The organism is Nonomuraea sp. NPDC050478 (genome assembly GCF_044458265.1).
Classification (GTDB): Bacteria; Actinomycetota; Actinomycetes; order Streptosporangiales; family Streptosporangiaceae; genus Nonomuraea; species Nonomuraea ferruginea.
Genome location: NZ_JBITHT010000017.1, coordinates 1 through 12,362, shown reverse-complemented (window position 1 = coordinate 12,362; position 12,362 = coordinate 1). Strand labels below are relative to the sequence as shown.

Here is a 12,362-nt window from a genome sequence, read left to right as displayed (position 1 = left end):
AGGAAGCTTGGCGAGAAAATCGAGCGCTGTTTGAACATCCTGGTCGTCGATGCCGCACAGCAAGCAGGGCGTATCACGGTGAGCTGACGAGATGGCGGTCATAGCGGGTCGCTCTCGCCGTCGTCGTCGTGGTCAGCGATGCCGATCTCTGTGAAGCTGGTTGGTCGCGCGGCTTCAGGACCCTGCTGGTCGAGCCGGTGTAGTTGGGCTGGGTCGGTGGTGATCAGCTCGATTTCCTGCGGCGAGGCGATGACGTGGAAGGCGGCTCGGCTGGCAGGGCCGGCGACCAGGAGTGCCTCGCCGCGTTCGGCGGTGAGCAGGAACTGGCGCTCCCCGTCGGTCAGGTCGAAGGCGTCTCCGACGGCGCCGATGGCCTGCGGCGCCTGGCGCAGGAGGATCTGGTTGGCCGCGTTGGCGACGATGGCCTGCCCCAGCTCAGAACCGAGCAGATCCGCGGCGTCCTGAGTGACGACGGCGAGCCCTGCCCAGTGCTTGCGTGCGGCCTTGGCCATGCGAAAGAGGAACCGTGCGCCCTCGGGTTCCTTCATCAGTAGCCAGGCCTCATCCACGACGACGAGGCGCTTCCGGCGATCGCGGGGATTGGCGACCTGCCGCCAGATGGCGTCCAGCGCCAGCAGCGTGCCGACCGCCTTCATCTCTTCTGGCAGATCACGCAGCGAGAAGACGATCAGGTGCCCGGAGGGGCTGGTGGTGGTGGGGCCGTCGAACAGCTCGCGGTAGGAGCCGGAGACGTAGGGGGCGAGCTGCGCCGCAAGCTCTGCTCCCGCAGGACTGGTACTTCTGGTAAGAGCGGTTACCAGATCGGCGAGGAGGGGTGCGGGCCGTGTCCACGTGGTGGGGTCTCGGGTGACTCCGGCGGCCTGGTAGGTGGCGACGATCGCTGAATCGAGTATCGCCCGCGCCTGCGGGCTGAGCTGGTCGCCGAGCATGGTGGCGATGAGGGTCTGCAGGAACATCGCCCGGCGTGACAGCACGTCGTCGCGAGAGCTTTGGCTGGCGGGCAGGTCGAAGGGGTTCCATCGCACTCCTGCGGCGCCGAGATGCAGGCAGGTGCCGCCGACTGCTCGTGCGAGCCGGGCGTACTCGTCTTCGGGGTCGACGACGGCGACTTCAACCCCTTGGTAGAGCAGGCGGAGCGTTTCGAGTTTGGTGAAGAAGCTCTTGCCCGCGCCGGATCTGGCCAGCACGACGGAGTTGTGGTTGTCCTGCGCGTAGCGGTCCCAGAGGATCACTCCGCAGCTGGTGGCGCTCAGCCCGTACAGCACGCTTGTCTCTCCGACCTCGGACGGCAGGTCGGGTGAGGTGAACGGGAAGGCGGCCGCCAGCGCGGCAGTGTCGAAGGTGCGCGTCGCGCCCAAGGAGTCGACTCCGAGCGGAAGATTGGTCGTCCACCCCTGCAAGGCGCGAAAGGTCGCCGGTTGCGCATCGAGTAGCAACGAGGACGCGAGGGCTCGGACTCGTTCGATCTCGGCGGCCAGTTCTGGCTCCGAGGGCGCGTGGATGGTGAGGTAGAGACCGACCTTGAACAGGCGCCCGTGGCCACGGGCAAGGCTGTCAGCCAGATCGGTGGCATCGTCGGCGGCGGCCTCCGCTGCGAAGTCGGCGAGCTTGCCGTGCTGGGCGTCGGCGCGGCTGGCCGACTCCAGGCGAGCGAGTTGTCGGCGCAAGCGCATCGCCGCGACCTGCTGTGGGATCGGCTGGATATGCAGGGACACGTCCAGGTGGCCGGGATAGGTGAGCAGAGGTTCCAGCCAGCCCGCGCTGACCTCTCGCGGGTAACCGGTTACGGCGAACGATGCTGAGACGGCGTTGGGCAAGGTGACGGTCCGGGTACCGATCTGGAGGGCGGCCGGGTGAAGCAGAGTCCCAGGTGCGCGATCGTTACGACGTCGACGGAGCTTCATGCGTCCCTCCCGATGGTGTGGTGCTGCGCTGTCGCGGAGATCGGCTCGTCCGGGAGGGCGCGACCGAGCGGATGCCGGCCGCCGAAGTCGAGGCACTCGGTGAGTGCCTGGGCGGCCTCTTGGGCATTCAGGACGCGGGCAGTGACACCGAGCGCGGCCAGGGCCCGCTCGGCTTCCTCGGCCCTGCGCAAGACGACCGCCGCCGAGGCGTCGCGCCGCACCGAGCGGCGCCCTCGGCTTGTGGCGGGATGGTCGCGGAGTACGACGAGGACTTGCCGGGTGAGCAGTTCGCGTGAGCTGTTCAGCTCGGCCAGATAACCGGCGTGGTCACGGGCCGCTGCAGCCAGGGCGGCATGCGGCAGTTCGTCGGCCTGGTGCTCAAGGACCTCAGTCAGGTCGGACAGGTCTGCTGGTCGGGTGCGGGCCAGGAGTTGGACGGGCGCTTCCAGCGAGTTCAGCCATCGCCCGAACGCTCCGACCAGGGCGGCCTGCTCGCTGGTGGTGCGCAGGTGGAAGGACAAGGTGCTGGCCTCCACCAGCACGGCGACGCCTCCATCAGTGAGCTCGAGAGCGCCATCGCTTCGGACGGCGCGCACTGGTAGCCGCAGCGGCCCGGGCAGCTTGCCTCGTAGGCGGCACCAGCGGGGTGGCCCCGCTACTCCGTCAGGAGCGGCGACCAACCTCTTGGATGTCCGGGCGAACGACACGGCAGCCAGGACGAAGCGGTCCAAACTCAGCCCATCGCGGCGTCCCAGCGCGACCGCAATCCCGAGAGCCAGGAACGGAAGCAGGATCGCGGCCAGGATGACCACAGGCAGCATCTGGTGGCACAGGTAATAGACGGCGGCGGCGATACCGCCGGTGAGGGCGACGATGAGGATCTGGCGGAAGGTGAGCCCGTAGGCGATCTTGTCTGGCTTATCGATGTCGGCGGGAATGCGCGCCAGCAGCGGAGGCGGTTCGGCCTCGTACTTCATCGGCCCTCCCCTCGTGGCTGGCGGTCCGCGCGAGGGATACGGCGGGGCGGCGGGTCGAGCCGTAGGCGGAGCTGTCCTGGCCGGGGCGCGCGGGTGGGCATGCCGGGAAGCCGATCCTGAACCCACGGTGGCCGGGGCCGGATCCATGGACGCGATGCCGTCGTGTCGGGCGGGCTGGGTGGTGTGGGTGGACGGGGAACGCGGGTGACAGGGAACGGTAGTGCCAGTTGGGTGCCTTGCCGCGCGCGCCGTGCGGATGCGGCAGCCGCCTTCGGTGTCGGTTCGGGCGGAGTGGGTGCTGGCGCGTCATGTGGAAGTTGGAGTTGCTGCCAGGCGGGTGAGCGGTTGGGCATGGCGGCTCCGGGTGATGAGCTGGGTGAGGTCGTCGGCCGGCGGTTTTTGTGCCCTTGGGGACCGCTGGGTCGGCCGTTCCGCGAAGCCCTGGTGTGGTGGTGAGCGGTGCGCGCACCGCTCTTGCGGGTGGCCGCACGGCCGAGGGCGCGGGCGGCGCCGAACGTTTTGTAGACGAGTACGGCCTTGATCAGCCGTTTCAACATGTGCGGTTGGCCCTGCTGCCAGATCGACCTGGCCACCCAGCCGGGGATTTTGATCAGCACGAACAAGATGCCGATCACGATGAGCGCGTCCATGACCTGGTTCGCGGCGGGCCGCGCCAGGGCTTCCATCGCGTCTCCTGCTCGTGGCTCTGCGGGCTTGAGCGGGTAGGCGGCGGCGGAGTCGGTGAGGAAGAGCTTGAACGCCAGGATCAGGCCGAGCGCCTGCAGGACCTGGATGGCCAGCAGGCCGAAGAAGCACCGCCACCACAGCTTGGCGATGCCCTCGGTCTGGGGGAGGGCCTGGCAGAGCAGCGCAAGCGGTGCGGCGATGATGATGAAAAGCAGCAGCGTGATGCGGATGAGCCCGATGAAGGCGAGAATCAGCCCCATCAGCGCCGCCGCGCCGACCAGCAGCACCAGGAACAGCGCGGTCCCCTCGGGGTCCTTGATCAGGCCGTCCACCTTGGCGGCGATCAGGTTCCCGGCCCGCTGCTCGTTCACTCCGTCACCGAGCAGCGCGGTGACCATGGCGTTGGTCAGGACGATCGCCTGCTGGCAGATGGTCAGCGACAAGTTCAATGAGATCACCGCGACGACCAGGCGCGGGATGATCTCGCTAGGCGTGGTGGAGGTCTGAAGGCTGCCGTAGGCCATCACGACCACGCCGCCGACCAGCACCATCAGGGCCAGCAGAGCGTTGGCGACCAGGCGTACGTGGCCGGACAGCTCCTTAACACGTTCCAGCATCATGGGAGGCGGGGCGGAGAGAAGGACGCTGCCCACCAGGACGAAGGTCGGGTTGATGGCATCGGTCACCAGAGCGGTGAACCAGCCGTTCATGGCTTTATTGATCTTGCAGCCGATGTCCATCCATCCGCACTCCTGCGCACTCGCGGGCGGTGTTTGCTGGGCCGGCGCTATCCCGGTCACCTGCGGTACGAGAAGCGGGCTGGTAGAAGGTGACGGTGCTGCCGTGGGTGTGGGCGCCGGATCGGCCTGAGCCGGTGCGGTGACGGCGAGCCCTGCCAGCAGAGTGATGATGGCCAGCACTGTGGTTGGCCATGGCAGTCCCTTCGACGCCCGGAGCCCTGCGCGGTACGGCATTCTCAGGCTCCGACGATGCCCTTGAGGATGCTCACCAGCAGGGGAGCGAGCACCGCGATGCCGTAGCCGAGAGCGGCATAGCGCAGGGTCTTCTTGGCGGCTTCGACCTCGCCTGGGTCGCCGCCGGCCAGGATGTAGCGAACTCCTCCGACGGTGAGGAAGAGGGTGGCGAGAGCTACGAGCAGGCCCACGATGACGTTACGCAGGTTGTCGATCACCGCGCCCAGCGAGGAAGGCGGTGCCGCCGCGTTGACTGTTATCAGGCTGGTGGAGTCTGCGAAGGCGACGGCGTGAACGATGACGTACTCGAGCAGGGTGCCCAGAACGAGACCGCCGAGAACGACCAGGACGACGAGGCAGATCTTGTGAGTGTGGGCTTGAGGAGAGGTGGTACGGCGCGGGCGGGTCATGTGGTGCCTCCCGAGGCGGTGAAGCGAGTAAGTGGGCGTCGTGGGCCGGGTTGTGGAAGAGGCAGGGCGGAGGTGCCGGGCCCGGCTGCAGGGCCGGGTGGGCGTCCTCCTTCGCAAGGGCGGAAGCGTTTGGGCTGGGCCGGGTGACAGGGACCGGTGACCAGTGGCCCGCCGCCGGGCTCGGCACCCTCCGCGCTGCCTTCTCACCTGGCTAAAAACCAGGTCGAACAGCCGAGTTAGGACAACGGAGCCAGCGGATTTTGCGCGGGCTTTGCTGCTCGACTCATGCGATTGCTAGCGGCTTCGGTTGAAAAGAGCCTGGTAGAGGGCGTTTTCGGCGCGCTGACGGCGCTTGAGCGCGGTGCAGTAGAGCAGGTCGTGGAGGCGGCAGTACGAGCTGAGCGAGATGCCCTCCAGCCGGGTGGAGCCGATGAGTTCCGCCTCCTGCTGGGTGATGACGCCTCGCTCAACTGCCTGACCCAGCAGCAAGTCGGGGTGACCGGCCGGGTAGGCGAGCGCATGCTGCCGCTCCTCGGGGCGGTCAATGAGGTCGGGATCGGCCAGCAGCGCGGGCCGCTGCGGCGCGTAGGCACGAATCACGGCGAACTGGGTGAGCCGCGACAGCCGCAGCACGGGGTGCGACCAGGCCAGCTTCACCCGGTCGAGGGCTTCCATGTAGGCGGCCAGCACTTCGGCTTCCAGGTCCTCACGATCGGCCCGGGCCAGGCGGTCGCCCTGCTCGGGATGAACCTTGCTGGTGAGGGCGGTGACGAGGCGGCGCAACATCGGGAGAGCGAGTGCGACGGCGGCGACCATCCACGCACCGCGCTGGGTGCGGGCCTGGTCGATGAGGTGACGCCAGACGTCGTCGCGGGTGGCGCGCGAGCAGGACGGGTGCAGCAGGATCATCCGGAGCTCGTCCATCGGAATCGGCCGGGCAGGGAGACCCTGCCCGAAGGACGCGCCGTCGAGCGACAGCGGATTCAGGCCCCTCATGAGCAGGTGGAAGGCGTGCTCGGCCACGTCCAGCGCCAGTCCACTGGCGAGCCGGTCAGCGCTCGTGGGCACGCCGTTGGCGATCGGGCTGGCGATGTCCGCGGACAGGCGAGTCGAAGGGTGAGACATGGCGACGCTCCCGAAAGAAGAGTTCGGTTCGGACGTCGCCATGCCGCCAGAGGGCCTGGGCAAGAATCGGGCGGGAAGCGGTCAGACAGCGGACACGTCAAAGATCCCTCATGGTTTGCATCACGTGTCGGAACCGTGGATGACCTGCGAAAACACCGCCACCGTGGCTGTCGGTCGGTATCAAGCCGCATCCCATGCAGCTGGACGTGAAAGGCGGCTGACCTGCGAGAACGGGGTTTGCCGGAAACTCTCGCGTCAAAAAACGATCAACAGGATGGACCAGCGTTCGACGAGGAGGATCCCGTTGCCGGTGTCGCAGGACTGCGTCCACGGCATCCGAGCCGGAGCGGACGCTCGCGGAACCCGCGTTGCACAAACATGGCTGAGTCCGCGCCTCACCAACGTAGGCCCATGCTGGTTGGCCAAGCCGGCGAACGCTGTCCGAAGCATGTACGAGACCTGCACGACAACCCTGTGAGCTGCGGAAACATCTGTTTGCCGAGATGGATCGTTGGCGAGTTCCGAGGGTGTCTCCGCCGAGGACCGGCAGGTAGGCATTGCCGAACGTTTGCTTGACGGCCTGTCCCGACGAAGGCTTCTCGGCCGGTATTTGGATCAGTGACAGGGATCGCTGACCCGGTACTCGGGCCACACCCACATGACCGAACCCACCACCACATCTTCATCCGGCACTTCCACGACCTCCACACCGGCCACAGCCGGGCATCTGCCGCTGACCGTGTGGCTGACACCGGCCGACGCCGAGTCTGTCCCGACCTGCACCATCGGCTGCTGCCATCCGGTCAGCGGACCGCTGGCCCGCCACCTCATCGCGGCATGTACTCAGCTGGGCGACACCGTGGTCCATCTCAACGCCAGCGATCATCAACTGGTGTCAGCCGCGTTGACAGCGGGCTGCCTGCCGGTGGCTCTCTTCACCGACGCCGCCCGCGCGGGCGTGACTTGGACCCGGCTCGCCCGTACCCATCCCGCCCACGACCTCGAGGTCACCGACCTGCGCGCCATCGACCCCGACGATGAGGCGCTTCTTGCCGACCTTGTCGGCAGGGCAGGGCTGACCGTGGTGGAGCAGACCTGCGAGCGACCAAGCTCGCATGGTGCGGCTAAGGCGTATGGCGTCGCAGCGGCAGCGAGGCTCTTGAAGCCGGGCGGCCACTTGGCCGTGGTAGCCGGCCTGCACCGGCGAGGCGGCGTAGTCGACCCGTTGCCGAAGCTGATCGTCCAGGCCCGAGAGGCGGGGCTGGTGTATCTGCAGCACATCGTCGCCCTGCGCCATCCCGCTCGCGGCGAGCGCATCGACCCGGGTCTCTTGCGCCGGGGCCTGGCCGAGCTGGAAGAACCTCCAGCGTGCGCTGGGTTGCCCGCCAGCGCCCGCGTGCACTCGGATGTGTTGCTGTTCACCCGGCCAAGAGGGTATTCGGAGCCTCGTGATCCGCAAGCGCCGCCTGTAGACGGTGCCGGAGCGATCGCTACCGGCGGCGTCGTCCAGGTAGGGAGTGAGCGCTGATGGCGGGGGTGACAACGTCGGTGTGGGCGACGGGGCAGCGGCAATCGCGCGTACAGCGACGCGGCCGGTACGTGCCGGAGTCGATGCAGCATCCGGGCAAGATGCTCCCCTCCATCGCCGCTCGTGTGATCGCCTCCTACACCCAGCCAGGCGAACTGGTGGTCGATCCGATGTGCGGCATCGGCACCACCCTGGTCGAAGCCGCTCACCTGGGCAGGAACGCCGCAGGCGTGGAGTACGAGGAGATGTGGGCACGCCTGGCCGTCGCGAACCTCGGCTTCGCGCAGAAACAGGGGGCGTCCGGCGTCGGGCGGGTGGTGTCCGGAGACGCCCGCAATATCACCAGCCTGCTGCCTGACCTCGCCGGGCAAGCGGCGCTGGTGCTGACCTCGCCGCCGTACGGAGTGGCCACGCACGGGCACATCCGCTCGACCCGCGACACCGGCGAGCCGGGCGTGCGCAAGTGGAACCATCACTACTCGACCGACCGCGGCAACCTCGCCCATCAGCAGCTCCCGGCATTGCTGGAGGGGTTCCGTCGCATCCTGGCCGGCTGTACGGAGCTCCTTCGACCTGGTGGGGTGGCGGCGATCACTGTGCGGCCGTATCGGGCGCGCGGCGAGCTGGTCGATCTGCCTGGCCACGTCCACCAGGTGGCGGAGGACGTGGGTCTGGTGTTCGCGGACCGGATCGTGTGCCTGCTGTGCGGGCTGGGCTACGACCGCCTGCTGAACCGAGCGTCGTTCTTCCAACTGCATGAGGCGCGCAAGGCGTGGGCGCGCGGACTGCCTATCCACGCCGTCGCCCATGAGGACCTGCTGGTCTTCCGCAAACTGGACGAGCCCCGCCCTGGCCGGCGACATGCCCTGGCGGACGGCTGCGAGGTGGAGTAGCGCGTGATGCCCCGGTTCCCGGCCTGTATGCGGGTCCGGAGCTGGGGCGCGGGCTAGACCTGTGGATTTCGCTTGACGCGGGCCATGGAGGTGGGCGTTCATACCGCCGCCACGACCCACCCCGCACCGGAACCACGGGAGGGGGCTGTGACCGCCCGTCACGGGACGGCGGTCACGCCCCGCCCCTGCGCCGGATGGCACCGGGCCGGTGGCGCAGCGTCCAGCACAGCCGCACCGGTAGCGCATGCCGGATGGCCCGTTCATCAACATTCATGGAGGTGACGCATGACCGGCACAACCCCCACTCAACGCGAGGCAACCGAAGCTACGGAAAGGCCAGAAGTGGTCAGCCTGCTGGCGGCCGGACGGCTGCTCGGCATCGGCCGCACCAAGGCATATCGCCTGGCTAAGGCGGGCGAGTTCCCCTGCCGGGTGCTGAAGATCGGGGGCCGGTATGCGGTGCCGGTGCGCGGGCTGCGGGCGCTGCTCGACCCCACGACGACGGGCGGCGACAGCCGCCCGTCAGGCCAGGAAGGACGACCATGATGGCCGAAGCCCCGCCACGGAAGGTGGTGAAGGCGGCGCGAGTCGCCAAGGGCACCACGTTCAAGATCTGCTCGTGCACCGATCCGGTCACCGGTAGGAAAATCAGCAAGACCTGCCCAAAGCTGCGCCGGGCTCACGGCGAGGGCGGCAGCCGCTGGAGCAGTTCCCACGGCACCTGGGGCTACCAGCTCGAATTGCCTGCTCACGCCGACGGCAGGCGCCGGAGCTCGTTGCGGCGCATGCCGGACCGGCCTGCCGCCGATCCGGCTGCACGACCTCCGTCATGGCGCCGCCATGGCCATGTTCGCGGCCGGAGTGGACATCATGATTGTTCAAGAGACTCCTCGGGCACAGGACCTCGGCGTTCACCCGCGACACCTATACCAGCGTCTATCCCGAGGCCGCTGCTGCGGCAGCTGAAGCGACCGCTGCGCTACTCACGGGACCATCGGTGCCCATGCATCGACCGGTGCAGCCTGAGCAGCGGCGTGCCACTCGGTCCGATACCGGCGAAGCGACTGAAAGTGCACGTGGATCGGTGATGCATCCGCCCGCGACATAAGGGCGCGACAGGTCCGGGAGGTTGGCCGCAGGAAGCATCCGCGGCCAACCTCGAGCCACTCGCCGTGTTCCGCATTTCGCCCAGGCCCGGTGGTGGCGAAGCCGGGGGACGGCTGCGAATCGCTTGGGGCGGGCGGTTCCTCGAAGCTATGTTGTCGGGGATGCGGGTTCGTTGCACATCGCGGCCGAATACAGCAGCTCGATGTCGGACTCGCTGGGTTGAGCGTCCAGGTAGCACCACACAACGCGGTGGCGACTGTGCGGCAGCAGCAGATGGCTGCCCCATCGCCCGCGTGAGAGGGCGGCCACAATGGCCAGCCCGCGGCCTTGCTCGGCATTTCGATCCAGGCGAGGTATCTGCAGGGGAACGTGGTGCGGGGCAGATAGCGCCGTCCCTGGATCGGTGACAGCGAGTCGGAAGAGGTCACTCGCGCGCGCGAGATGGATCAGTAGCCAGTGCCGGCCGTGTCCGTGGTCGGCGTGTACGACGGCGTTGGTGACGAGCTCGGAGGCGGCCAGGATCAGCGTGTCCCGGGCGGGATGAGAACGGCCTACCCAGCCGGTCACCGCCTCACGGGCCAGACGCGGGGCCTGATCGTCACGCGTCAGCTCGATCGTTCCTATGTGTTCCATGTCGGTCCGCGGAACTTCCTGTATCACCGCATTTTCCTCATTACTCCTAGGCGAACGGCTGCACGTTCTGTGGCGAGAAAGCGTGTAGCCGCCTGCGGGTATTCGGCGGCGCCCGTCATCGGCATGGTGCGACAATCCCAGACCCCGAGTGCAAATGGCGGACAGTCCGAAGCACTTCGGAGGCACGTATGCCGTGCGCTACTACACGGAAGTCGTGTATTTTCCGTGCACTGGCGGGAGGGAAGCCGATGACCTCGCAAGACACGAACATGGACCCGTCGTTGAAGACGCCACGGACAGAATTCGGCGTCTCCTTGCGCGAATACCGAATATCGGCAGGTTTGCGACAGAAGGACCTTGCTGCAGTTCTCGGCTGGTCTGTATCGAAAATCAGCATGGTCGAACGCGGAGAACGTCCGGCGGATGAGACTTTCGCACGCGATGCCGACGCTGCGCTGCAGGCGGACGGCTCGCTACTGGCGCTGTGGCGAGACACGGCCCATCAAACGGCTCGCTGGCCGGTATGGCTGGCGCAACTGGTGGAGATCGAGCAGCAGGCGGCCATGCTGCGCACCTGGCAGCCGCTGATTGTGCCGGGCATGCTGCAAACCCCGGAGTACGCCAGGGCCATCTTCCGCGGCAAGCCCGGCACCACCCCGGAGGCGGTCGAGCAGAACGTCGCCGACCGGATGCAGCGGCAAGATGTCCTCCAGAGAGAGAACGGGCCTACGCTATGGGCGGTAATAGACGAAGGTGTCCTGACTCGACCCATCGGCGCGAAGGCGGTGATGGCCGAACAGATGGCCCATCTGCTCGCCCTGGACGACCACCCCCGGGTCAACGTCCGGATCCTGCCCCGCGATTCGTGGCTCACCACTGGTCTGCAAGGCGCGTTCATCCTTCTCAGCGGACCACGCATGCCCGACATGGCCTACCTGGAGTCGGTGACGTTGAGCCAGATCACCGCGGACGCGGATCGGGTCCTGGAGACCAAGGCCAGGTACGAGATGTTGCACGGCGATGCCCTGTCACGCCGGGCGTCACTGCAGTTGATTGAGGAGATCGCCACCCAATGGAAGTGACCAAGGAACAGCTCGACAACGCCGCCTGGCGCAAGGCGACCCGCTCTGGGGACAGCGGCGACTGCCTGGAGGTGGCGCCCCTTGCAGGAGGGTGGGTAGGTATCCGGGACTCCGAACATCCGGAAAAGCCGCCCTACGTGGTCAGCCGGTCCGTGTGGAACGCCTTCATCGACGGTGCCAAGAAGGGCGAGTTCGACTTCTGACGCCTCCTGAAGCGAGCAGCGACTACGCAGAACCACGACTGCCGGCAACGTCAACTGAGTGTGGATCGTGAGGTCCTCACCGAGGGGAGGCACGTTTCGAACGGGCGGAAGCGGCACAGCTTGAAGGCGGTGATCCGGCTGAAGAAGGTGGAGCCGGTTCCGCAGCCCGGGCGCGGGCCGTTGGTGTCCTCGACCGTCCAAGTCTGCAGGTACGTGGTGGCGTACTCGGCGCGGACGGAGAGGCCGTCGTTGCTCAAGTCGCAGACCGTGATGTGTTTGCGGTCGGCTGAGACGGTGACCGAGCCCCAGTGGTTTTGTTCGTGCCAGCCGTCCGCGGGCTGGGCTACGGCTGGCGAGGGAGCCAGTATGACGATGAAAGCAGCGGCAACCAGGGCGAGGCGAGGGAACATGCAGCCATCCGTTCCGGCGAGGAGATCAGAACGGGAGCCACTGTGACCCTCACGCCCGTCGAGAGCCCGCAGCACGGCGTCGTCGACGATGTGTCTTGATCAGCCTTTGGTCGATACTTCACGAGAAGCGTCGCTCGGTGGCTGTCCGTCGATCTCCTGGCGCACCGGCCGGTTGCTATCGGCCTACCCGCGTGCCGGACGCGTGCCGAAGAGCATCAGACGAGCATGAACTCGACCGTATTCGCCTCGCACCAGGCGTACAAGAACCGAGAAACCCCAGGTGAGATGGGGTGCGGAGTGGTAGGGCGCTCGACCCGCGTTCCGCAGCTAATCCGTGATCCAGGGCATGTTCGGGTGCGAAACCGCAGGTCGGTGGCTTGCGACTTTGTGGAAACGGCGGAAGGCCCT

The 12,362-nt window shown here is 67.3% G+C and carries 12 protein-coding genes; 5 read left to right on the top strand and 7 right to left on the bottom strand.

The features are described 5' to 3' along the window. Positions 1-98 precede the first annotated feature (98 nt). From ACIBF7_RS44430 to ACIBF7_RS44410, 5 genes are all read right to left on the bottom strand, one after another. Positions 99-1,925 carry a VirB4 family type IV secretion system protein gene (locus tag ACIBF7_RS44430; protein WP_397199855.1) on the bottom strand — a complete coding sequence of 609 codons (1,827 nt, stop codon included), beginning with the start codon at positions 1,923-1,925 and terminating at the stop codon, positions 99-101. Next, on the bottom strand, positions 1,922-2,902 hold the full coding sequence (locus tag ACIBF7_RS44425) for a PrgI family protein (RefSeq protein ID WP_397199854.1): 981 nt from the start codon (positions 2,900-2,902) through the stop codon (positions 1,922-1,924). Before ACIBF7_RS44425 ends, ACIBF7_RS44430 begins: the two co-directional genes overlap by 4 nt. After that, positions 2,899-4,329: a hypothetical protein gene (locus ACIBF7_RS44420; RefSeq protein WP_397199853.1), complete on the bottom strand. Its 1,431-nt coding sequence runs from the start codon at positions 4,327-4,329 to the stop codon at positions 2,899-2,901. Before ACIBF7_RS44420 ends, ACIBF7_RS44425 begins: the two co-directional genes overlap by 4 nt. Before the next feature lie 236 nt (positions 4,330-4,565). Next, the gene (locus ACIBF7_RS44415) at positions 4,566-4,973 is read right to left on the bottom strand and encodes a pilin (protein ID WP_364446001.1); all 408 of its coding nucleotides are present in this window, start codon (positions 4,971-4,973) and stop codon (positions 4,566-4,568) included. A gap of 294 nt (positions 4,974-5,267) precedes the next feature. After that, on the bottom strand, positions 5,268-6,098 hold the full coding sequence (locus ACIBF7_RS44410) for a hypothetical protein (protein WP_364445998.1): 831 nt from the start codon (positions 6,096-6,098) through the stop codon (positions 5,268-5,270). A 658-nt stretch (positions 6,099-6,756) separates the two neighbouring features. Here ACIBF7_RS44410 and ACIBF7_RS44405 point away from each other — a divergent pair. The 3 genes from ACIBF7_RS44405 (at position 6,757) to ACIBF7_RS44395 (ending at position 9,065) form a co-directional block, all read left to right on the top strand. Further along, positions 6,757-7,626 carry a hypothetical protein gene (locus tag ACIBF7_RS44405; RefSeq protein WP_364445995.1) on the top strand — a complete coding sequence of 290 codons (870 nt, stop codon included), beginning with the start codon at positions 6,757-6,759 and terminating at the stop codon, positions 7,624-7,626. Next, entirely contained in the window at positions 7,626-8,519 is an 894-nt protein-coding gene (locus ACIBF7_RS44400) for a DNA methyltransferase (RefSeq protein WP_364445992.1), read from the top strand. The genes ACIBF7_RS44405 and ACIBF7_RS44400 overlap by 1 nt, the downstream gene beginning before the upstream one ends. Positions 8,520-8,804: 285 nt before the next feature. After that, positions 8,805-9,065 (top strand): helix-turn-helix domain-containing protein, encoded by a 261-nt coding sequence (locus ACIBF7_RS44395; RefSeq protein WP_364445990.1) that lies wholly within the window; start codon positions 8,805-8,807, stop codon positions 9,063-9,065. Between the two features lie 708 nt (positions 9,066-9,773). Here the strand turns inward: ACIBF7_RS44395 and ACIBF7_RS44390 are convergent. Next, the gene (locus tag ACIBF7_RS44390) at positions 9,774-10,259 is read right to left on the bottom strand and encodes an ATP-binding protein (protein ID WP_397199852.1); all 486 of its coding nucleotides are present in this window, start codon (positions 10,257-10,259) and stop codon (positions 9,774-9,776) included. A 248-nt stretch (positions 10,260-10,507) separates the two neighbouring features. On the opposite strand from ACIBF7_RS44390, the gene ACIBF7_RS44385 reads away from it, so the two are divergent. Both ACIBF7_RS44385 and ACIBF7_RS44380 read left to right on the top strand, forming a co-directional pair. Beyond that, entirely contained in the window at positions 10,508-11,341 is an 834-nt protein-coding gene (locus tag ACIBF7_RS44385) for a helix-turn-helix transcriptional regulator (protein ID WP_364445985.1), read from the top strand. Further along, positions 11,332-11,544, top strand: coding sequence for a DUF397 domain-containing protein (locus ACIBF7_RS44380; RefSeq protein ID WP_364445982.1), 213 nt, complete (start codon positions 11,332-11,334; stop codon positions 11,542-11,544). Before ACIBF7_RS44385 ends, ACIBF7_RS44380 begins: the two co-directional genes overlap by 10 nt. A gap of 50 nt (positions 11,545-11,594) precedes the next feature. On the opposite strand, the gene ACIBF7_RS44375 is transcribed toward ACIBF7_RS44380, so the two are convergent. Continuing rightward, complete coding sequence (locus tag ACIBF7_RS44375) at positions 11,595-11,954, bottom strand: hypothetical protein (RefSeq protein ID WP_364445979.1); 360 nt, start codon at positions 11,952-11,954, stop codon at positions 11,595-11,597. Between the last annotated feature and the right edge of the window lie 408 nt (positions 11,955-12,362).

Coding starts and splice junctions, on each gene's coding strand:
- ACIBF7_RS44375 (WP_364445979.1), bottom strand. CDS start 11,954: ATGTTCCCTCGCCTCGCCCTGGTTGCCGCTGCTTTCATCGTCATACTG.
- ACIBF7_RS44385 (WP_364445985.1), top strand. CDS start 10,508: ATGACCTCGCAAGACACGAACATGGACCCGTCGTTGAAGACGCCACGG.
- ACIBF7_RS44405 (WP_364445995.1), top strand. CDS start 6,757: ATGACCGAACCCACCACCACATCTTCATCCGGCACTTCCACGACCTCC.
- ACIBF7_RS44420 (WP_397199853.1), bottom strand. CDS start 4,329: ATGGACATCGGCTGCAAGATCAATAAAGCCATGAACGGCTGGTTCACC.
- ACIBF7_RS44380 (WP_364445982.1), top strand. CDS start 11,332: ATGGAAGTGACCAAGGAACAGCTCGACAACGCCGCCTGGCGCAAGGCG.
- ACIBF7_RS44415 (WP_364446001.1), bottom strand. CDS start 4,973: ATGACCCGCCCGCGCCGTACCACCTCTCCTCAAGCCCACACTCACAAG.
- ACIBF7_RS44410 (WP_364445998.1), bottom strand. CDS start 6,098: ATGTCTCACCCTTCGACTCGCCTGTCCGCGGACATCGCCAGCCCGATC.
- ACIBF7_RS44395 (WP_364445990.1), top strand. CDS start 8,805: ATGACCGGCACAACCCCCACTCAACGCGAGGCAACCGAAGCTACGGAA.
- ACIBF7_RS44430 (WP_397199855.1), bottom strand. CDS start 1,925: ATGAAGCTCCGTCGACGTCGTAACGATCGCGCACCTGGGACTCTGCTT.
- ACIBF7_RS44390 (WP_397199852.1), bottom strand. CDS start 10,259: ATGGAACACATAGGAACGATCGAGCTGACGCGTGACGATCAGGCCCCG.
- ACIBF7_RS44400 (WP_364445992.1), top strand. CDS start 7,626: ATGGCGGGGGTGACAACGTCGGTGTGGGCGACGGGGCAGCGGCAATCG.
- ACIBF7_RS44425 (WP_397199854.1), bottom strand. CDS start 2,902: ATGAAGTACGAGGCCGAACCGCCTCCGCTGCTGGCGCGCATTCCCGCC.